Origin of the sequence: Fibrobacter sp. UWR3, from assembly GCF_900143055.1 — a bacterium.
Classification (GTDB): Bacteria; Fibrobacterota; Fibrobacteria; order Fibrobacterales; family Fibrobacteraceae; genus Fibrobacter.
In genome coordinates this window covers 114,645-134,107 of record NZ_FRCW01000003.1, presented here as the reverse complement: position 1 = coordinate 134,107, position 19,463 = coordinate 114,645, and the positions used below count along the sequence as shown (strand labels likewise).

20 protein-coding genes and 1 tRNA gene are annotated in these 19,463 nt (G+C 49.0%); 18 read left to right on the top strand and 3 right to left on the bottom strand.

The genetic code is table 11. The features are described from left to right. Positions 1-36 precede the first annotated feature (36 nt). From BUA44_RS04630 to BUA44_RS04610, 5 genes are all read left to right on the top strand, one after another. A complete protein-coding gene (locus BUA44_RS04630; protein WP_143151865.1) occupies positions 37-762 on the top strand; it encodes an alpha/beta hydrolase in 726 nt (241 codons plus the stop codon). Between the two features lie 71 nt (positions 763-833). After that, a tRNA-Leu gene (locus BUA44_RS04625) sits at positions 834-917 on the top strand. A 418-nt stretch (positions 918-1,335) separates the two neighbouring features. Then, positions 1,336-1,983: a GNAT family N-acetyltransferase gene (locus BUA44_RS04620; protein ID WP_072809630.1), complete on the top strand. Its 648-nt coding sequence runs from the start codon at positions 1,336-1,338 to the stop codon at positions 1,981-1,983. A 202-nt stretch (positions 1,984-2,185) separates the two neighbouring features. Continuing rightward, positions 2,186-3,034: a TIGR02147 family protein gene (locus tag BUA44_RS04615; protein ID WP_072809123.1), complete on the top strand. Its 849-nt coding sequence runs from the start codon at positions 2,186-2,188 to the stop codon at positions 3,032-3,034. Further along, positions 3,034-4,299, top strand: coding sequence for a carbohydrate binding domain-containing protein (locus BUA44_RS04610; protein WP_072809121.1), 1,266 nt, complete (start codon positions 3,034-3,036; stop codon positions 4,297-4,299). The genes BUA44_RS04615 and BUA44_RS04610 overlap by 1 nt, the downstream gene beginning before the upstream one ends. 130 nt (positions 4,300-4,429) lie before the next feature. Here BUA44_RS04610 and BUA44_RS04605 read toward each other — a convergent pair whose 3' ends face one another. Further along, positions 4,430-5,821 (bottom strand): sugar porter family MFS transporter, encoded by a 1,392-nt coding sequence (locus BUA44_RS04605; protein WP_072809119.1) that lies wholly within the window; start codon positions 5,819-5,821, stop codon positions 4,430-4,432. A 313-nt stretch (positions 5,822-6,134) separates the two neighbouring features. Here BUA44_RS04605 and BUA44_RS04600 point away from each other — a divergent pair, with 313 nt between their 5' ends. The 6 genes from BUA44_RS04600 (at position 6,135) to ileS (ending at position 13,250) form a co-directional block, all read left to right on the top strand. Beyond that, positions 6,135-6,491 carry a hypothetical protein gene (locus BUA44_RS04600; RefSeq protein WP_255370459.1) on the top strand — a complete coding sequence of 119 codons (357 nt, stop codon included), beginning with the start codon at positions 6,135-6,137 and terminating at the stop codon, positions 6,489-6,491. A 686-nt stretch (positions 6,492-7,177) separates the two neighbouring features. Next, positions 7,178-7,981, top strand: coding sequence for a restriction endonuclease (locus BUA44_RS04595; protein WP_072809117.1), 804 nt, complete (start codon positions 7,178-7,180; stop codon positions 7,979-7,981). Beyond that, positions 7,978-9,012, top strand: a complete 1,035-nt coding sequence (locus tag BUA44_RS04590) for a site-specific DNA-methyltransferase (RefSeq protein WP_072809114.1) — start codon at positions 7,978-7,980, stop codon at positions 9,010-9,012. The genes BUA44_RS04595 and BUA44_RS04590 overlap by 4 nt, the downstream gene beginning before the upstream one ends. A 193-nt stretch (positions 9,013-9,205) precedes the next feature. After that, positions 9,206-9,763, top strand: coding sequence for a hypothetical protein (locus BUA44_RS04585; RefSeq protein WP_072809112.1), 558 nt, complete (start codon positions 9,206-9,208; stop codon positions 9,761-9,763). Further along, positions 9,750-9,941, top strand: coding sequence for a hypothetical protein (locus BUA44_RS04580; RefSeq protein WP_072809110.1), 192 nt, complete (start codon positions 9,750-9,752; stop codon positions 9,939-9,941). Before BUA44_RS04585 ends, BUA44_RS04580 begins: the two co-directional genes overlap by 14 nt. Before the next feature lie 123 nt (positions 9,942-10,064). Then, the gene (gene ileS / locus BUA44_RS04575; RefSeq protein WP_072809108.1) at positions 10,065-13,250 is read left to right on the top strand and encodes an isoleucine--tRNA ligase; all 3,186 of its coding nucleotides are present in this window, start codon (positions 10,065-10,067) and stop codon (positions 13,248-13,250) included. Positions 13,251-13,583: 333 nt separating this feature from the next. On the opposite strand, the gene BUA44_RS04565 is transcribed toward ileS, so the two are convergent. After that, complete coding sequence (locus tag BUA44_RS04565; RefSeq protein ID WP_078777106.1) at positions 13,584-14,138, bottom strand: hypothetical protein; 555 nt, start codon at positions 14,136-14,138, stop codon at positions 13,584-13,586. A 520-nt stretch (positions 14,139-14,658) separates the two neighbouring features. Here BUA44_RS04565 and BUA44_RS04560 point away from each other — a divergent pair. From BUA44_RS04560 to BUA44_RS04530, 7 genes are all read left to right on the top strand, one after another. Next, positions 14,659-15,561, top strand: coding sequence for an FISUMP domain-containing protein (locus BUA44_RS04560; RefSeq protein ID WP_178348739.1), 903 nt, complete (start codon positions 14,659-14,661; stop codon positions 15,559-15,561). A 2-nt stretch (positions 15,562-15,563) separates the two neighbouring features. Beyond that, the gene (locus tag BUA44_RS04555; protein WP_072809097.1) at positions 15,564-15,797 is read left to right on the top strand and encodes a hypothetical protein; all 234 of its coding nucleotides are present in this window, start codon (positions 15,564-15,566) and stop codon (positions 15,795-15,797) included. A gap of 35 nt (positions 15,798-15,832) precedes the next feature. Next, on the top strand, positions 15,833-16,219 hold the full coding sequence (locus tag BUA44_RS04550) for a hypothetical protein (protein ID WP_072809095.1): 387 nt from the start codon (positions 15,833-15,835) through the stop codon (positions 16,217-16,219). Positions 16,220-16,363: 144 nt separating this feature from the next. Next, entirely contained in the window at positions 16,364-16,915 is a 552-nt protein-coding gene (locus BUA44_RS04545; protein WP_143151864.1) for a hypothetical protein, read from the top strand. 182 nt (positions 16,916-17,097) lie between these two features. Continuing rightward, entirely contained in the window at positions 17,098-17,709 is a 612-nt protein-coding gene (locus BUA44_RS04540) for a DUF5915 domain-containing protein (RefSeq protein WP_072809091.1), read from the top strand. 11 nt (positions 17,710-17,720) lie between these two features. After that, the gene (locus BUA44_RS04535; RefSeq protein ID WP_072809089.1) at positions 17,721-17,900 is read left to right on the top strand and encodes a hypothetical protein; all 180 of its coding nucleotides are present in this window, start codon (positions 17,721-17,723) and stop codon (positions 17,898-17,900) included. Between the two features lie 74 nt (positions 17,901-17,974). Beyond that, complete coding sequence (locus BUA44_RS04530) at positions 17,975-18,508, top strand: hypothetical protein (RefSeq protein ID WP_143151863.1); 534 nt, start codon at positions 17,975-17,977, stop codon at positions 18,506-18,508. Positions 18,509-18,518: 10 nt separating this feature from the next. On the opposite strand, the gene BUA44_RS04525 is transcribed toward BUA44_RS04530, so the two are convergent. Beyond that, a complete protein-coding gene (locus BUA44_RS04525; protein ID WP_072809085.1) occupies positions 18,519-19,445 on the bottom strand; it encodes an MBL fold metallo-hydrolase in 927 nt (308 codons plus the stop codon). Positions 19,446-19,463 lie beyond the last annotated feature (18 nt).

Sequence of the window (19,463 nt, the reverse complement as noted above, 5' to 3'; positions counted from 1 at the left end):
GCGGTTTGCCCTATGCGCGTAGTTGCCTTCCTTTTTTTGTTCGTTGCGTTTGTGTGGGCAGGCAACCCCGATTCACTGACCGTGCGTTCGATCAATCAGGAACGCAGGACGTTCTTCAATAGCGCGACGGGCGTGTGGTGGCCCGCGCAGCCGAAGTCTTCCAAGGCGAGTTTTCCTAGGTATGCGGCAAAGTCCGATGTCGTTGTGTGGTTCCATGGTGGCATGACGAGCGGCAACTGCGAGAAGGGGCTTGTCGCGGGTGGCGACTTCGCGAAACTTTTTCCGGATGTAATCGTGGTGAGCGCTTCTGCCTGCAGGGAAACCCACTGGGTGACGGGTGCTATGGTGGCGGCTGTCGATGCTGCTCTCGATTCCGTGGCCCAAAGGCGTGGCAGATTTGTGGACGAGGTCTCGCTGGTGGGTGTCTCGGACGGGGCGCTGGGCGTGCTCTACTACTCCATGCAGGGCAAGCGTCGCGTGAAGGACCGCCTGCTGATGAGTTCTTTCGGCAAGTTGCTGGGGGGCGCCCCCGAGGTTGCCGGGGCGAGCCCCAGGATGCGCGACGGACGCTGGCGTTTTTTGCAGGGCGGCAACGACAGGCTTTTCCCGGCGGGGGAGGCTGCTCCCTGGATAGAGGAATTTTGCAGGTCGGTTCAGGCGGACTGCATGCTCCGGTTCGACCCCGCGGGCGAACATGACTGGTCGTACTGGCGCGAAAAGCACCTCGACTGGATTCGCGAGTCGATTTCTTCTGGGAAATAATTGTGCCGCCCCCTTTTTTATGAAGAAACCCTTGACAAAACGGGCGAAATTTTCAAAATTTGGTGCACCACGCGGATGTGGTGGAACTGGTAGACACGCTAGATTCAGGTTCTAGTGCCTGCAAGGGCATGAAGGTTCAAGTCCTTTCATCCGCACTGAAAACCCGTCGGATTCGTCCGGCGGTTTTTCTTTTTGTTGCATTGCCTTTGCGAAGCCGAAGGTCGGAAAATGCGCCGTCAGCAGACTAAAAGGCTGTTTTACTTCGATTTGGTCTGCTGATTCAGCTCAAAACACCATTCCTGTTGCCCGGAAAATGCGCTGTCAGCAGACTAAAAGGCTGTTTTACTTCGATTTGGTCTGCTGATTCAACTCAAAACACCATTCTTGTAGCCCGGAAAATGCGCCGTCAGCAGACTAAAAGGCCGTTTTACTTCGATTTGGTCTGCTACTTTGGTCAAAAAGCCGGCGTCCTACATCAAAAAATCGCATTCCCAGCAGACCAAACGGCGCCGTCTTCGTGATTTGGTCTGCTCAAGCATCTAGCCTGCATTCCGTTTGCTAATTTTGCTCCACATGGAAAACTTCCTGGACGAAATTCCCGACGAAGAACTGCGCGGCGAGCGAGTTACGCTCCGCCTGCTGCATGAAGGCGATGCGCCCGCGCTGTTTTCCCTCATAGACGGCAGTCGCGAGTTTCTTGCCCGCCATTTGCCGTGGCCCGCGGAATGTACCTGCGTCGAGGATGTCGAGTCCCGCATCGATTCGTGGGAAATCCAGGCCCAGATGGCGAACGGCGCCTGCTGGGGTATCTTTGCGAAGGGCGCGGGCAGTTCGCAATCCGCGGGCAGTTTAAGGCCCGCGGACGGTTCAGTTCCCGCAAGCAGCCAGCAACACGCAAGCGACCTTCAACTCGCAGGCGTCATCATCCTCGGCTGGATTCAGGCGGCACACCTATCCGCGAGCGTGAGTTACTGGCTCGGCGAATGCTTTACCGGCAGGGGGCTTGCGACCGATGCCCTGAAGATCCTCTCGCATTTTGCGTTCAACAGGCTCGGCCTCAACCGGCTAGAAATTTCGGCATCTGTAACCAACAAGGCAAGCCAGGCCGTCGCCACCCGCGCAGGCTATACGCAAGAGGGCTTTTCCCGCGAATTTGAGCGAATTAACGGGAAATTCGAAGACCACGTGCGCTTTTCCCGCCTTGCCCGCGACCCGCAATAAACGGTCTTGAACCAGCAATAAACGGTCCAAAACCAGCAATAAACGGTCTTGAACCCACAATAAACGGTCCAAAACCCGCAATAAACGGTCCAAAACCCGCAACTCTAATAACTAATGACTAATGACTCCCCTGGTTTCTTGGGTAAACACGAAAACGTAAATTTTTTTGTTCCTAAAGCTTACATTCTGCTATCTTATAGGCATGGACAATGGTGAGAAAATAATTTTAACTGAACCGGATGTGCTGCAGTACACCAACTTTCGTGTGTATCTCCGTGATTACTACGAATACAAGAAAAAGACGCAGCCCTCTTTCAGTTTGCGTTTCTTCGCTGAGAAGGCGGGGCTGTCGAGCCACGCCCACCTGAAGCTTACCATCGACGGCAAGCGCAATATCACGAAGGGAACCGTACTGAAGCTCATCCAGGGTTTAGGCCTCGAAAAGCAGCGTGCCGCTTATTTCGAAAGCCTGGTGTTCTTTAACCAGGCCCAGAACGACACCGAAAAGCAGATATACTATGCGCAGCTCCTCAAGGCGAGCCCGCGCTCCAAGCTGCACAAGATGGACCAGGCGCAGTTCCGCATCTTCCGCGAATGGCACCACTCCGTCATTCTGGAAATGGTCGCCCTCAAGGGCTTCCGCCCGATTCCCGACTGGGTGAGCCGCAAACTCCGCGGCATGGTCACGCCCTCGCAGGTGCAGGAATCTTTTGACCTCCTTATGGAACTCGGCCTCCTGGTGAAAACCGCCAACGGTTACCGCCAGCGCGACCCGATGCTCACGACCGATGACGAAGTGCAAGACATGATGGTGAAACTCTATCACCAGCAGATGCTGCGCATCTCGGCCAACATGATGAATGAACTCCCGAGTGCGGAACGCGATATATCTGCACTGACGTTCAGTATCAAGCGCTCAGATTTTCCCAATTTGAAAAAACATATCCAACTCATGCGCAAAGAACTACTAGATTTCTCCGCAAAGCCTGGCGAAGCGGACGATGTGGTTCAGGTGAACATACAACTGTTTCCGCTTACTCGAGGAGTATAATGCGTCTTGTTTGGTCCATAGTTTGTTGCGTGCTGGGAATGCTTGCCGTCGTCGGATGTTCTTCCGGCGGTAACTCCGATCCTATTGCCGGTATCGAAATCGGTAACCCGGCGCTCGCGCTCACTGCGGATTTTTCTGTGGATTATTCCGAAGTTGAAAAAAATGCCCTCTTGAAGTCCGCCGCGAAGGATGAACCTGTGTTGCTGGATTCATTCTCGATGTCTCTGTTCGAGGTGCGTTCTTATTCCAGCTATTACGTTGCAGTTTCCATCGATCCGATCGAAGGCTTGCCGATCTGGCCCGAGGAAGACTCTCCGGAAACTTCCTTGCCCATTTCGTTCACGGAAGGCTCCTCGGTGGAGGAACCGTTCAAGAACATCAACCTCGAAGATCAGGGCTACCTGAAAGAAATAGGCGTGTCGTTCAAGCCCGAAGGGGCAGAGTCCACTATTTGCGGTCGGGTACTGATTGACGGCAAGTATGTCCCGTTCGTGTACGACCTGAACGGATTCCAGAGGGTAAGGCTGCGCTACCACTTCTCGCAGATTGAACGCGTGTCCGATTCCGTTGCAAACTTGTCTGTGATTTTCCGCGTGCGTTACTTTGTACAGGGCTTGGACCTGACCAAGGCCGAAATTGACGAAGACGGGACAATCTACTTCAACAATGCCAACAATACGGCGCTGTGGAATGCCCTCAACAACAACTTTGTATCGGCATTCCGCCCGCTGCGTTACGACTTCGTGGATGCCCAGGGCAACGAGGGCGAGGATTTCGTCAAGGATATTTGGGACGGCGTTGTCGGTGCCATGAGCGACAATACTATTGAAAACGGTAATTTCGCCGACGGCATGGCTCACTGGATTTTCTTCACGCAGATGAACGGCGTGGCGACGGCCAACGTGGTAGAAGAAAAGGGCGGCGAACGCTACCTGAAGGTGGTCGTGACCAATGGTGGCAACAAGTCCTATAGCGTGCAGCTTATCCAGGAAGACGTCGCGCTTGTCGCGAAAAAGAAGTACAAGTGCGTGTTTACCATCTGGTCCGATGTCGAAGGTCAGATTACGGCACGTATCGGTACTTACGATGATTACGAGACCGTGGGCTTCATGGAACATCCGATTGTGAAGACTTCGGGCCAGTCGTTCGAGAAGGAATTTACCCCGAGCGAAAGCACTCCGTTTGCAAGGTTCGAACTGAACCTCGGCAAGATGGAACGCACGTTCTATATCAAGGACGTGAAAATCTACCGTATCGAGGAATAACCGAAAGTTTGGTGTATGAGAAAGCCGGCAGATTTTTCTGCCGGCCTTTCTGTTGTTTTTGATTGACTCGCGCAATATTTCTTTGCGTTATATTTTTTTGCGCAAAGATTCTTCGCGCTGCGTTTCCTCGCTACATGTCCTCGAGTTCCTTGCCCTTCGTCTCCTTGATGAACTTGGCCACAAAGAAGATACTGAAGATGGCGAAGAACGAATGGATGGCATATGTCGGGCCGACACCGATTCCCTGCTTGCCCGTAAGCACCGGGAAGCTCCAGGTCACGATGAAGTTCGCCGCCCACTGGGCAAGGCCGCAAATAGCGATGGCCACCGTACGGATGCGGTTGTTGAACATTTCGCCCAACATAACCCACATGACCGGGCCCCAGGACACCGCGAAGAACGTGATGTAGAGGTTTGCGGCAATGAGTGCGATAACGCCCGCAGCACCAGGGAGGCTACCGTCTGCACCGGCAGACATGAAGCATACCGTAAGCGTACTGAGCGTTACAGCCATACCGATGCTACCGATGAGCAGGAGCGGCTTACGCCCGATTTTATCAATAAGCATGATGGCAGCAATGGTCATGACGAGGTTAATGGCGCTAGAAATGACGCTCGTAAGGAACGCATCGCTTTCACCAAAGCCAACACTCTGCCAGAGCATGGTGCCGTAATAGAAGATGACGTTGATGCCCACCAACTGCTGCAAAATAGCAAGGCCAAGACCCGCCCAAAGAATCGGGGTAATGCGCTTTTTGCCGCCAATCATTTCGAACAGGTCGCTAAACTTGGAAGGCTTCTCGTTGCGGAAGGTCTCATGAATGGCCTCGATTTCCCTATCGACGCCTTCGGAATCAATCTTCGCGAGGACGCGCTTGGCATCTTCGAGGCGGCCCTTGTGGACAAGGTAACGCGGAGATTCCGGAAGCCTCCATGCGGCAATGCCGTAGAGCGCCGCCGGAATGATTTCAACCCAGAACATGATTTGCCAGGCCTTGAAGCCGCCAATAAACGTATTGTTCGCAGAACCCGCAATGCGTACGATGACGTAGTTCGAGAGGAGCGCTACGAAAATACCAATCACGATAGCGAACTGCTGCATGGAGCCAAGACGCCCACGCAAGTGCGCAGGAGCCGTTTCGGCAATGTAGATGGGGGCGATGATGCTTGCAACGCCGATGCCCACGCCACCGATAATGCGCCATATGATAAAGTCAGGAATGCCGAACGGAACACCGGAACCGATGGCACTAATCAAGAACAGGAACGAAGCAGCAAGCATGCAGCGCACGCGGCCGAAGGTGTCGGCTAGGCGGCCCGCAAAGAATGCTCCTGCTGCGGCACCGATAAGTGCAAGGGAAACGGACCAGGCGAGTTCATAATCGGTCGCATGGAAGTGTGCTTTAAGGGCTCCGTTCGCCCCGTTAATCACGGACGAATCGAAGCCGAATAGAAATCCGCCAATCGCGGCAGATAGGGTTATGAGAACGATATGTCTCATATTTGACCTTGCATTGGACATTTAAGCCCCCTTTTGGGTTAAAGGATTTATAGACAATATAAGTGTTCAGTCCTCCCAAAAGCAAGATTTGACGCCTTTTTTTATGATAAATTATATTCCAAGTTGGAATATTCGGGGTGAAAATCAGTGCTCAAATTTGTATTTTTGTATTACTTTTTTCGAATAGTTGGATTACGCAATGTCGGAACAAACATTAACAAGAGAATCGTTGGTGGAGTTCTTCGGCGAAGAAGAATTCAAAAAGTTGTGTAACCATGAGGCGGGTCACGCACTTATTGCCTTTTTGTTTAAACGCCCTCTCGAATACGTTAAAATGGACAAGTCCAAGGATCGCCCCGGCATTACCCACATCGCCGGAACCGAGCTCGAAGGCGATGCCCACATTGCCATGGCGGGTCATTTGGCCGAATTCCTGATGCGCAAGGATTTTGCCTGCGACTTGGATACGGTCATGAAGGATCTCCCTGCGGAACTCTACAAGAGCGATCCGGATTACCAGCGTTTTCAGGCCGCTTGCTACTATTTTCAATTGTCCGAGGCGAACGTGGTCGAACAACTCTTCAACATTCTGATGGCTTGCCGCAAGCCCCTTTGCGAAATTGCCGCAGCCCTGAACGAAAAAGCCTACCTCAGCCGCGCCGACATCGAAGAAATCCTGAAGAAAGGGTAGCTTTTCTCATGGCACCCTGGAGGGAGCTTCGCGACCGATAGGGCCCACCGGGTCATCCGCAACCTCTACTGCGGGTGCTCTGGCGCCATATTCGCAATGTTCGGCTTACCCCACCCACCCGCCCAAATGCCCCAAAAATGCAATGTTTTCCCCCAAAGACACCTTTTGACAGCAGAATAATCTATATTTCTCATAGAAAATAGGGTTTTCTCTTATTCTCAGCTAGAAATCTCGACAGTTTCCAGATATAGAGAGTAAGACGAACGCTCACGTCTGCGGTAGATTGGCTCTACCGTATCGTTTAGCTGTAGGCAGATTTATTTTTGTCTTTTTGGCTTTGCGGCCTTTATGGGGCGTGAGTTGTTTGTGTTTATTTGTATCGGGCAGTCGAGAGCCTCTAGCTGGTAAATGCATTCAACTTCACGCCTTTTTTCTTAAAATCCGTGATTCAATGCCTGAATGGGATTAAACTCGCATCCAGAGTTTAACTCTTGTTCTTGGCTAGAAAACTCGACACTTTCAGATACAAGGAATAAGACGAAACTCGCAACGTCCGTACTGTATATGGGCGTATTGTATCCTGTGCGTATTGTATGCACTGGGTTTTGCGTGTCGTTGATTCTATGAAAATGTCATGATCAAAGCTCCGACGAGAGTGAACTCGTTCACCTCGGAACGGAGTAAAAATGCTGGGCTTACAGAGAGCAAAAAATCAATGGACGCAGAAAAGCATTGATTACGCGGCCAATCAATCGTACCTTGACGATTTGTACTCGGTTTATCCCGTCGTGCATGAAAATGTTCGCAAAATTGACGTGTCCGTCATGCATCGTGTAGAACGATATTTCAACGAACGGGATAATTACAACTTAATCAGTTCGTTGCTGGAGTTACCGCTGTTCCCCGTAAAAGACAGCTACATTCCTTACCTTAGAAAATCAAAGGATGCGATAAGACGAAACCCTAATATCATCAAGCGAATTTGTGGCGACTTGTATGAAATGGGCTATCAGGAACTTTTTAAGCGATGCACTGAACCAAAAGAAGCGAACCGCCAGATGGGTCCTATGTTTAGGAACTGGTTGAAGTCTGGTGCGCTTGGCTTAACGCCTGTTGGTGAAAACACCTTTGAAAGAACAACATGTAATGCAGTCTTAGACGGCTCCGATAATTCAATGATGGAATTTGCTCGCCGAAAATTTGGGTATAAGCGAGAAAAAGGACTTGATTTTATTGCGCGTTATAATGGAACATATGTAATCGGAGAAGCGAAGTTTATATCAGATTTTGGCGGTCATCAAAACGACCAATTCGTTGATGCCATTGAAACCATTAAAGCTCCTTTGACGAGAACCGATGTTGTCAAAGTCGGTATTATTGACGGCGTTCCTTATATACGAAATACGGGGAAACTATTCCTTAATTTGTTGAAGACTGAATACAACATCATGTCGGCTTTGGTTCTTCGTGAATTTTTGGAGTCCTTATGAGAAATATACTTATCAAGGGCGACAATAAAAAAGCCTTACATTACCTTATAGATGAAAAGGACCTTGCTGGCAAGGTTGATCTTGTCTATATTGATCCTCCGTTCGCAACAGGTGGTGAATTCAAGAAAGACTTGACGGGTCGCGTATCCACAATAAGTAATTCGTCTTCTGGGAAAATCGCCTACTCTGATAAATTAAAGGGTAAAGATTTTATACAGTTTCTTCAAGAACGCGTAGAAATAATTTACGATTTACTTTCTGATCGTGGTTCGTTTTATCTGCATATTGACTACAAAATTGGTCATTATGTGAAATGTATGCTTGATGAAGTTTTCGGAATAGAGAATTTCAGAAATGATATTACGAGAATTAAATGTAATCCGAAAAATTTTTCAAGAATCGGCTATGGCAATATTAAGGACATGATTCTCTTCTACACAAAGGGCAAGAAGCCGATTTGGCACGAACCAAGAGAACCCATGTCGGAAGAAGATATTGCTAAGCTCTATGCAAAAGTCGATAAAGAGGGACGTCATTACACAACTGTTCCTATACATGCACCGGGAGAAACGAAGGATGGAAAATCATCCCAAAAATTTAAGGGCTTGTTGCCTCCTCCAGGTAGACATTGGCGTTGTAGTGTAGAGGAATTAGAAGAACTAGATCGACAGGGCCTAATAGAATGGTCTGCAAAAGGCAATCCTCGAAAAATTAATTATGCGGATGAACATTCTACAAAGAAAATGCAGGATATTTGGACATTTAAGGATCCGATAAATCCGCTTTATCCGACAGAAAAGAATCATGAAATGCTTCAAACGATAATTAAGGCGTCTTCTAATGCAGACTCTATTGTTATGGATTGTTTCGCAGGTTCTGGAGGAACTCTTGTTGCTGCTAGTCAATTGGGTCGAAAGTGGATTGGAATTGATCAATCGGAAATGGCCATTGAAACCGTAAGAAAGAATTTATCTGATAATGGTATCTTTGCAAGCGAAGATACTTATGACTATTTTGATCTGTCTCGGTAGACATTTCCATTTCCCTTCTGTGCAGATAATTTTCGTTCAATATTTTTTTTAGAAAAATGTTGCAGCGCTCTTGACAATCCGATTCTAGAAATTTATATTAGTGCACAAGTGTGTAGAAAATAGTTTTCGACGCACGACATAAAACAATCTAAAGCCCTGCCTTTTTAAGCTTGTAGGCGGGGAGGAGTGAAAGATGAATGATACGCTGAATAGCGGATGTGTTGACATTTGGCTGGATGAAATTGTTCCTTGTCTCAAGGATATTCAAACAGGCGAAATCAAAGAAACTGTGGTATTCAAAATTGAAAGTCGCTCGTTTCTAAGAAAATTCAAGGAAAAGGATGGGTGGGGAATCAATTGGATCAATGTCCCCAAAGAAGTAGATGTGTATGCTCTCGCCTTGAAAGAGAATAACGAAATTCAGGGGCTTGTTGGAGTGCGGAATGATGTGGATGCTCACGCTGCCTATTTGCATTGGGCTTGTGCTGCTCCGCATAACAACAAAACACTTACGGAAAGTCCCAAATATAGCGGTGTTGGAGGGCATCTTTTTGCTGTTGCTGTGGATCGTTCTCTTGCGTGGGGGTATGAAGGAACTGTTCATGGATTTGCCCTTAACAAAAAGCTTTTAAATCACTATATTGAAGTTTTGGGAGCGTCTTATTTGGGCGCCTTGCATCCCTATCAATTCTACATTGATGGCGAGGCATCATTAAAACTTTTGGAGGTCTATACTTATGAGTGGAATTAGGAAACCCGCTGTTATTTTGGCGGATTCTATGGAAGAGTATATGGCTCCTCCGAATCCGTATAAAAATCCTCCAAAGAGCAAATTGAATCTCTTGGAGCTTGGACGATATGCAAGGCGTGTCGGGAAAAAAATTGAAGAACTGACCGCCGAAGAGATTCTGCAGTTTAAGATAGGCTAGTCGTTAGGGCGGTTTGGGGTGCTTCGTTGACGGTCTGTATTGCCGCAACAATCATCATTTTTCTAAATTTACCGCCGAAAATTTAGTGCCCGCAGCGCTGTGCTGCGGGGTTTGAGGTAACCCATGTTTCGTGAAGTAAAGAAAGAAGAGACCTTTCCACAAATAGAAGAGCGCGTGCTCGCCCTGTGGGATAAGGATGAATCGTTCAAGAAGTCGCTGGACTCCCGTCCGGAAACTGAACCGTACACTTTCTACGATGGCCCTCCGTTTGCAACGGGCCTTCCGCACTACGGTCACTTGCTTGCCGGTACCATCAAGGATATCGTTCCGCGTTACTGGACCATGAAGGGCAAAAAGGTTCCCCGCGGTTTCGGTTGGGACTGCCACGGCCTTCCGATTGAATCTCTCGTGCAGAACGAACTCGGTCTCGCTGGCGTTGCCGAAATTCAGAAGCTCGGTGTGGACAAGTTCAACGAAACTTGCCGCGGCAAGGTGCTCAAGTACACCAGCGAATGGAAGAAGACCGTGCGCCGCATGGGCCGCTGGGTGGACTTCGACAAGGGCTACAAGACCATGGACAAGAACTTCATGGAATCTGTGTGGTGGGTGTTCAAGCAGTGCTTCGACAAGGGCCTCATCTACCAGGGCTACCGCATCCAGCCGTACAGCCCGGCTCTCGCGACTCCGCTTTCGAACTTCGAAACGAACCAGGGCTATAAGGACCGTCAGGACCCGTCCCTCACGCTGATTTTCCCGATTAACTCGAACGAGCCCAAGTTCAAGGACACGAGCATCCTCGTGTGGACGACGACCCCGTGGACGCTGTACTCCAACTTCTGCATCGTTGTGGGCCCGGACATGGACTACAACCTTGTGGAACAGGATGGCAAGAAGTACTGGATTGCCGCAAGCCGTACCGCCGCTTACTTCAAGAACCCGAACATCGTCGATACCTGCAAGGGGTCTGAACTCGTGGGCAAGGACTACGAGCCGCTCTCCCGCATTTCCGATGCATTCGTGACGCCGGACCAGCTGTCCCGCCACTACAAGATTTACCCCGCCGACTACGTGAGTACCGAAGATGGTACTGGCGCCGTGCATACCGCTCCCTCCTTCGGTGAAGAAGACTTCCAGAAGGGTGCTGAACTCGACCTCGGCCTTTTCGACCCGCTCGATACCGAAGGCAAGTTCACCGACAAGGTCCCGATGTGGAAGGGCCTCGGTGCGAAGGAAGCCGACAAGGAAATTATCCGCTACTTCAAGGAACAGGGCCGCGTGTTCAAGCAGGACGTGATTGTCCATAGCTACCCGCACTGCTGGCGTACCGGCGTTCCTCTGATTTACCGCGCCCTCAAGACGTGGTTCCTCAAGATTGACGCGCCTGTCACGAGCAAGGACGGCGTGACCAAGACCCTGAAGGAATGGATGGTCGAAAACAACCAGACCGTGAACTGGGTGCCGGACCACATCAAGAACGGACGCTTCGGCAAGTGGCTCGAAGGTGCCCGCGACTGGAACCTTTCCCGTAACCGTTTCTGGGGTACGCCGATTCCAGTGTGGCTCTCTGATGACGGCGACATGATTGCTGTTGGCTCCATTGAAGAACTCCAGCAACTCACCGGCGTGAAGCTCGACGACTTGCACAAGCACTTTGTGGACAAGCTCACCATCGAAAAGAACGGCAAGGTTTACCGCCGTACGCCGGAAGTTTTCGACTGCTGGTTTGAATCCGGCTCCATGCCGTATGCCAGCCGCCATTACCCGTTCGAAAACAAGGAACTGGTGGAACGCAGCTTCCCGGCGGACTTCATCGCCGAAGGCCTCGACCAGACCCGCGGTTGGTTCTACACGCTGACGGTGCTTTCTAACGCCTTGTTCCAGAAGCCCGCATTCAAGAACGTGATTGTGAACGGTATTATCTTGGCCGAAGACGGTTCCAAGATGAGTAAGTCCAAGCGCAACTATCCGGACCCGAACGACCTCATCGAACGCACGGGTGCCGACGCCATTCGCTTGTTCATGATCAACTCCGCTGCCTTGAAGGCTGAAGACCTGCGCTTCAGTGAAGAAGGCGTGAAGGGCATCGTCAAACAGGTGATGCTCCCGCTTTGGAACGCTGTGGCATTCTTTGTGTCTAACCACAATGCCGATGCCGCCAAGGGCCAGCTCAACTGGAAGCCGGGGCAAGAAGTCAAGAGCGAGAATGAACTTGACCGCTGGATGCTTGCAACGCTGCAGGATTTGGCCGCCAAGGTTGAAGTGGAAATGAAGGCTTACCGCCTGTACAACGTTGTGCCTGCTGTGATTGCCGCGGTTGATGACCTCACGAACTGGTACGTGCGCCGCAGCCGTCGTCGTTTCTGGAAGTCCGAAAACGATGGCGACAAGAACGCCGCCTACGCCACCATGTACAAGGTCTTGGTTGACTTCTCCAAGATTCTCGCTCCGTTCCTCCCGCTCCTCGCCGAAGAAATCTACCAGATTCTCGTTCGCGAAGTCGATGCTAACGCTCCGGTGAGCGTGCACCTCTGCGAATTCCCGAGTGCTGACAAGTCCCTGATGGACGAAAAGCTCGTGGAACGCATCGCCATGGTGCGTGGTATGGTCGAAATGGGCCGTGTGATCCGTGCAACGAACAACGTAAAGAACCGTATGCCGATTGCCAGCATGACGGTGGTTGCTCACGGCACCGAAGAAAAGAACGTCGCCGAGACTATGAAGGACTTGATCCTCGAAGAACTCAACGTTCGCGAAATGAAGTTCCTCGAAGACGAAACCAAGCTCGTGAAGCTCTCCGCTAAGCCGAACTTCCTTGCTATCAAGGCGAAGGGCCCGGATTACGCGAAGAATATGAAGGTGATTTCCGCCAAGCTCAACAGCCTCACGGTTGATGAAATCAAGGCTCTCCAGGCTGGCGAAACCATCAAGTTCGACTTCGGTGAAGTCGGTGCCGACTGCCTGATGCTCAACCGCATCGTGGCCGACGGCATGGCCGTGGAAGCCAACCAGCACTTCACCGTGGCTCTGGACTTGAAGATCACGGATGAACTCCGCCGCGCCTGCGTGGCCCGCGAACTCGTGAACCGCATCCAGAACCGCCGTAAGGACCAGAACTATGCCATCACCGACAAGATCGAAGTGACGCTGTTCTCTGCAAGCGAAGTCTTCAAGCAGGCTGTCGCGGAGAACGAGGCTTATATTGCCGGCGAGACGCAAGCAGTCGCAATCAAGTGGGCTGCCGCTGCCGATGGCCTCGAAGCCAACGACGCCGACGGTGAAGCGTTCAGCTTCACGACGGTCCGCGCATAAGTTCGCTGAGCTTGCCGAAGTGAACACCGCAAAGTCGGTTCGGCAAGCTCACCGACCTTGAAACCGAAGGTTCGCAAGACAAAAATTTAGACCGTAGCTCACCGCTGCGGTCTTTTCTGTACAAAAATCACTCTAAATCAGAGATTGTTAAGTTCTTTATGCTAGGGGACAGAAACCCTTGTGTTTGGAATTAAAAATTTTGATTTCTCTTCTTTGGTCAATTGCGAAATCTGGACGCATTTCTTTTTCGCATACTCAAACATCGCCCGCATATCAACGAACGCGGGTAATGTATTGACGTCAATGGGCGAATAACTGTCGTTGAGGTATTCTTTATATTTCTTCGTCAGTCCAGTCATAAGTATATACCTCCATAATATTTTTCATCTGTTCACTGAAAATCCCAAAATGGAATTGGTGCAACATGCAAATTGGAACCGCTCCCAATTTTTCAACATAATGACCAAGTAACTTTTCGCTTGCAGCAAACCCAAATACATCGCCGTTGTATCCATAATCTTCCGATTTTTTCCCGGCTATGGCAAATAAATGGCCGCCTACACCAGAATATTTAATGTTTTCGGTTAGCAGTTTGTTGTTTTGTGGGGCGGAGCACATCCACTGGATGTAGATTGCCTTAGCGTCAGAATTGTTTTGAAGAGAAACTAACCCTTGAATATCTACGGTTCCCTTAACAACAAGAGCATAGATTTCAGAGTTTTTTGCCAAAGAGCCCCAATTTACATACCAACCATTTTGCTTGTTGTATTTTGAAAGAAAGGATGACCGACGAATGCGCACGACCTCGGTATCCACAAGCTCACCTGTGGAATTGTCCTTGAGACAAGGGGTAAAATCATCAATATGTACAGAAATAAATCCAGCCATATCACCTCTTGTACAATATAGATTTTTCATTGTGATTTAGCAATCGATTTAATCGGCTTAACCTTATGCATTACAACCTGGAATACCCTTTTTCTTTACAAAATAGCGAAAATTCAACGTTTTCATTGCAAAAAAGAACTTTTTTGTAAACTTTTAGGACTTTTTTCTCGTTTTTATGTTATTTTTAAAGAGTAAAAGAGTTTTTGCTCTTGTTCTCCAAACGGAATCTAGACACTTCCAAATACACGAGGACAAGGCGAACGCTCACGCAGGTATGCCGTTTTCGGCATATCTCGGTTTGTCGTGTCAGCTATTCGGCTGATTTACGGTCGTATCGACCAATGGCAACAGCCCTTTTGGGGCGTGGGTCGTTTGTGTTTATCGTGTAGAGGCAGTCTAGAGCCCCGTTTGGATAAATGCAACGATCTGCGCCTTTTTTGTATTCATACAAAATTTGGCGAAGTTCCTTGTTGAGCAGGGGCGGAACTCATTAGGTTTTAACCCAACCAGTGAGGACTGTATGAAACATCTCAATAGAATCGCCGCTGCCGTAGCCTTTATTGCAACGACATTCCTTTTCTCCGCCTGCGGTGGAGAATCTTTCACCGACCCGCGTGACGGTCAAAAATATAAGACCGTCAAAATTGGAGACCAAGTGTGGATGGCGGAGAAACTGAAATACAAAGGGAATGATTCCTACTCTTGGGATGAAGCCCTCGTTGCTTGTCCTGAAGGTTGGCGCCTACCAAGTAAAGAGGAATTGGAAGGCGTTGTTTCTGATACCAGCATTGATTATACTTGGTCTTCGACAGAAAAAGAAGACTTGTCTTTAGGTGCTTATGTAAAAGACGGAGATAAGTTTGCGTATGCTTTCAAGTCAGAATTATGGTCGGTTCGTTGTGTTCAGGGGAAAGGCGAGCTACAACGACTTCAAGAAGTCAACGGTCATAAAGTTATTCGCATCGGAAACAGTATTTGGATGGCGAACAATCTAAACATAGAGACGCCTACTAGCATATGCTATCTTGAAGACGAAAGCGAATGTTCTAAAGGTCGATTCTATACCATTTTAGAGGCTAAAAATATATGTCCCGAAGGATGGCGTTTGCCAAATAAAAAAGACGCTTCTACACTTATTAACAAACTATCAAAGTACTGCAAGGAAAGAGAACCATATAAACATGCTCTTGAAGATTGCTCTGTTGTTCGTGAATTTTGGGGTCAAAAAATGGGCTACTATAAAGAAGATGGTCAATTTAAATATGGAACAGGATCTATGATAATAGGTTATTGGCTCCTTTCCGACGGAAATACTATTGAAAATCACGTCGATCTTAGGGTTGAAAAAATTGATAGATGGGATTTTAAGGGAAAATTTAACGTTCGCTGCATCGCTGATACTGAAGAAAAAAAGGAGGAATAGTCATGTCCAAAACATATTCTCTCCTGTTGAATATCAAGGTTGATACAAAAGAGACCAATGATGGAAAGGAATTGCATTCCTATTCTTTCAAAGCATGGAAAGATGGAAAAATTACTAAAAGTGCTAGGGCATTTGATTGGACAGAGCCTATGGTCAAAAAACAGACTGGCAATATGCAAGAATTAGGAGAAAAAATCTTTTCTGTCATTCAAGATATTGTTATTAGAAAAGGTTAAAGGAGTGATTTTCATGCCCGTTAATTTCACAATCCATGGTCCATTTGATGTTCCGACAAAGCTTAAAAAAAATCAAGGGTGGAAAATATTCCATCCAACAGCTTGGTGATGTTGGGGCATCACTTTGGAAGGATAAAGATTTTTCAAAATACGCTGATAAAAAAGGGTGTTATGTTTTCGCTAATGCGGTAACTCGTGGCTCAAATCCCATCTATGTCGGTAGAACAAATAAATCCTTCAAGAACGAATGCTTTGCAACAGCAAAGAAAGCTATGCTCAATGATTTCTTAGCGGAGGCTTCCAAGACTGGCTTAAAAATATATTTTGTCGTCTTAGAACATCGAAAAGATTGCTATGAAGAAATTGACCTTTGTAAGACCTTGCTTATCCAAAAATGCAAAAAGCGAATGAAAACTTATTGAACATCAAAAAACTCGCCGAGAAATTTACCATCAAAAGTTTCTACGGCGATACAAGTAGAGCTAAAAACGACGTAATCGAATTCAAGAAATGTCTCAATATTAAATAAACAGGCCATGTTTCGTTTTTCATTACTATTTATATTCATGATTGTTCTCACCTCCTGCATGGAGGTGGAGCATCATGTATATGGAAATAAAAACGATATCAAAATTCGCTTTGAAATTCTAGCCAATCATTCTATGGTTCAAATGTCGGATAGCCAAACGGGCGGTGATGTCATGGGCGATGCTGCAGACCAGTTTCGTGAAGCAGGAAAAGGTATAATCGTTAAGGAAAGTTCTCGGGAAAAAGCCGGTGAAATATATGATGTCATTTCAGGAACTTTCTCAACGAATTCAAAGAATAATGATTTTTCCGCATATGCTCCGCTATTTGAAAAGGATAAAATTATCATTCCAACGCCATTTGACAACTCCGAATGGAATGATGATAATTCCTACCTGTTCGCTAGCTCAACATACTCCGTCTTTGTTGTTAAATCTCTTTTTCCAAAAGCCTCCGCCGCCTATACGCTCCGGCACAACGGCAAAATTCATGAAGTGGACTTGAAAATCAAAGGAGACTCATACATCATAGAATTTCCAATCCTATGGTGGTTGAATGGAAATGTTAACGCGGTTATTTTGGCAAAATAGCATTTCCTACCAAAATACGCGTTAGGGATAGTGACCCCTTGGGGCGGCACTGTGGTGCCGTTTTAGGAGACGGGTGGCGAGCGAAGCGATGACAGCGGTCCCTAAAATATAGCCCGACCCACGAAGTGGGGAACGCCCCAAAAAAGAAGAACTCAACGTTCGCGAAATGAAGTTGGCACGAAGTGCAAACCAAGCTCGTGCAGCTCTCCGCCAAGCCGAACTTCCTCGCCATCAAGGCGAAGGGCCCGGATTATGTGAAGAACATGAAGGTGATTTCCGCCAAGCTGAACAGCCTCACGGTTGATGAAATCAAGGCTCTGCAGAATGGCGACAACCACGCAAGGCGAGAGTCGCGAGAAGACTTGTCTTCTCATGACCGAGCCGAAGAGGTTGGGCGCGAAGCGCAAACCATCAAGTTCGACTTCGGTGAAGTCGGTGCCGACTGCCTGATGCTCAACCGCATCGTGGCCGACGGCATGGCCGTGGAAGCCAACCAGCACTTCACCGTGGCTCTGGACTTGAAGATTACGGACGAACTCCGCCGCGCCTGCGTGGCCCGCGAACTCGTGAACCGCATCCAGAACCGCCGTAAGGATCAGAACTTTGCAATCTCTGACCGTATCAGCATTGAACTTTATTCTGAAAGCGAAGTGCTGAAGCAGGCCGTGAAGGAAAACGAATTTTACATCAAGGGCGAGACTCAAGCTAATGCTATTGTATGGAAGGATTCTACTGCTGGTTTGCAGGAATCTGATGCAGATGGCGAAAAGGTCTTCGTCGAAGCTGTGAAATAAGTACATCGCAGGTGACAACCTCGCAAGGCGAGAGCAGCGGCCACGCTTGCGTGGACATTGCCGAGCCGAAGAGGTTGGGCACGAAGTGCCAAACGCAAGCAGTCGCTATCAAGTGGGCTGCTGCCGCCGATGGCCTCGAAGCCAACGACGCCGACGGCGAAGCATTCAGCTTCACGACGGTCCGCGCTTAATTGACAGGAATGTCATTCTCGACGCCCTAATGTCATCCCCGCGCAGGCGGGGATCTTTTTTTATATTCATAATCATGAAATTTGTCAGGAACATAATTCTCGCTTTGGCTTTGCTCTTGCCGGGTTATTCCTTGGCGCAGGCTGATTCTGTTTACACACCTAAGAAAAAATCCTCAGATTATATACCAACACCTCTTGGGTTAGAGGCGGGTGGCGGAAGTATGTTCATGGCGGGGCTGGAATGGGGATCTCTCTTAAGTTTAATCTATCCACAAGAGCCCCCCGAGGGAACAGAAGGATTATGGGTTCCGGATTATGCATTTGTATGGTCCATTCGTACCAGGTATGTCTATGATTTCACCGATCATGAACATGGCGTTTTGCTCTATCCGAATATTCAGTTCTTGCTCGGCCCCCTTTTCGGCGTTGCTGTCGGCCCCCAGGTGGGTTGGTTTTCTTCAACAGGATTTGACTATGGAGTATCCGCCCGTTTGGACTTGATATGCATATTCAATGTCGAAATTGGCTATTTTTTTGAAAAAAAGGCCCCTTACGTGAGTTTCCTGTTCTCGTTTTCCATTCTGAGATTTGGACCTTTCGATCCCTAAACTGATTTTCCTATTCCACAAATCCCGGAGGGGGCAGGTGCATGCCGGCCATCAGGAGTTTGTTGTCGCGGGCGTATTGCATGATGCGCTTGCGGCTTTCGGCGGATTTCGGCTTGTCCATGTCGTAGTTGGAATTGATTTCGGGGTGGTCCTTCTGCAGGGCATAACCATGCATCAGGTCGCCGACGATAAGCAGGTTCGCCAGCTGGAAAGCGGTGTGGCCAGGCGTATGTCCGACGGCGTCCATCGCGAGCACTCCGTGGGGGAGCGTGTCACCGAAGGCGAACAAATGCAGGCTATCCTTGTAGAGCGCCATGATGTTCTTCTGCAAGTCGTTTTTCGGGATGTCGTTCATCCAGGCGTCGTATTCCACCTTACCCGCATAGACGGCGGCGTTCTTGAATGCCTTTGCATCGTTGCCTGCTTCGTCCTTTGCGACAAGGCCCGCGATGTGGTCCACATGGAAATGCGTAAGGTAGATAAGCCTGATGCTGTCGGGATTCACGCCGAGAGCGGCGAGGCGCTTCTGGAGCTGTCCGCCGAATGCCCCGAGGCCTGCGTCGAACAAGATGTACTTGCCGTCGACCTTTACGAGGAACGTGCTCACGCTGGCCGGGATGCCGTCGGGCATGTTCAGACTGTTGTAGAGCGAGTCGCTGGCGTCGCTGAAGAGCGAGCGCGGGTTCAGCTTGTTGCCCGTGTTATCCTGAATCCAGGTGACGCTCGCCCCGTTTGAAAGCGTAATCGTCTTGGTGCCCTCGACCTGTGGGGCGGTTGCTGAGCCAGCCGAAGCATCGGCAGCGGGCGTCTCGGAACCCGCGACAGCAGTATTTGCCGGTGCGGCAGTTTCAGCCGTTTCCTTGGCGATCTTGGTATCGCTGCAGGCGGCAAGCATCGAAAGCGAGATGGTTCCGAGGATGGCAAAGAACTTGTTCATATAGACTCCTTATTTACA

Bases quoted from the DNA above. Each gene is read 5' to 3' on its own strand.
- BUA44_RS04615 (WP_072809123.1), top strand. From the start codon at position 2,186: ATGGACAATGGTGAGAAAATAATTTTAACTGAACCGGATGTGCTGCAG.
- BUA44_RS04590 (WP_072809114.1), top strand. From the start codon at position 7,978: ATGAGAAATATACTTATCAAGGGCGACAATAAAAAAGCCTTACATTAC.
- BUA44_RS04555 (WP_072809097.1), top strand. From the start codon at position 15,564: ATGTCCAAAACATATTCTCTCCTGTTGAATATCAAGGTTGATACAAAA.
- ileS (WP_072809108.1), top strand. From the start codon at position 10,065: ATGTTTCGTGAAGTAAAGAAAGAAGAGACCTTTCCACAAATAGAAGAG.
- BUA44_RS04610 (WP_072809121.1), top strand. From the start codon at position 3,034: ATGCGTCTTGTTTGGTCCATAGTTTGTTGCGTGCTGGGAATGCTTGCC.
- BUA44_RS04550 (WP_072809095.1), top strand. From the start codon at position 15,833: ATGGTCCATTTGATGTTCCGACAAAGCTTAAAAAAAATCAAGGGTGGA.
- BUA44_RS04595 (WP_072809117.1), top strand. From the start codon at position 7,178: ATGCTGGGCTTACAGAGAGCAAAAAATCAATGGACGCAGAAAAGCATT.
- BUA44_RS04525 (WP_072809085.1), bottom strand. From the start codon at position 19,445: ATGAACAAGTTCTTTGCCATCCTCGGAACCATCTCGCTTTCGATGCTT.
- BUA44_RS04545 (WP_143151864.1), top strand. From the start codon at position 16,364: ATGATTGTTCTCACCTCCTGCATGGAGGTGGAGCATCATGTATATGGA.
- BUA44_RS04600 (WP_255370459.1), top strand. From the start codon at position 6,135: ATGGACAAGTCCAAGGATCGCCCCGGCATTACCCACATCGCCGGAACC.
- BUA44_RS04585 (WP_072809112.1), top strand. From the start codon at position 9,206: ATGAATGATACGCTGAATAGCGGATGTGTTGACATTTGGCTGGATGAA.
- BUA44_RS04580 (WP_072809110.1), top strand. From the start codon at position 9,750: ATGAGTGGAATTAGGAAACCCGCTGTTATTTTGGCGGATTCTATGGAA.
- BUA44_RS04605 (WP_072809119.1), bottom strand. From the start codon at position 5,821: ATGTCCAATGCAAGGTCAAATATGAGACATATCGTTCTCATAACCCTA.
- BUA44_RS04620 (WP_072809630.1), top strand. From the start codon at position 1,336: ATGGAAAACTTCCTGGACGAAATTCCCGACGAAGAACTGCGCGGCGAG.
- BUA44_RS04565 (WP_078777106.1), bottom strand. From the start codon at position 14,138: ATGGCTGGATTTATTTCTGTACATATTGATGATTTTACCCCTTGTCTC.
- BUA44_RS04560 (WP_178348739.1), top strand. From the start codon at position 14,659: ATGAAACATCTCAATAGAATCGCCGCTGCCGTAGCCTTTATTGCAACG.
- BUA44_RS04530 (WP_143151863.1), top strand. From the start codon at position 17,975: ATGAAATTTGTCAGGAACATAATTCTCGCTTTGGCTTTGCTCTTGCCG.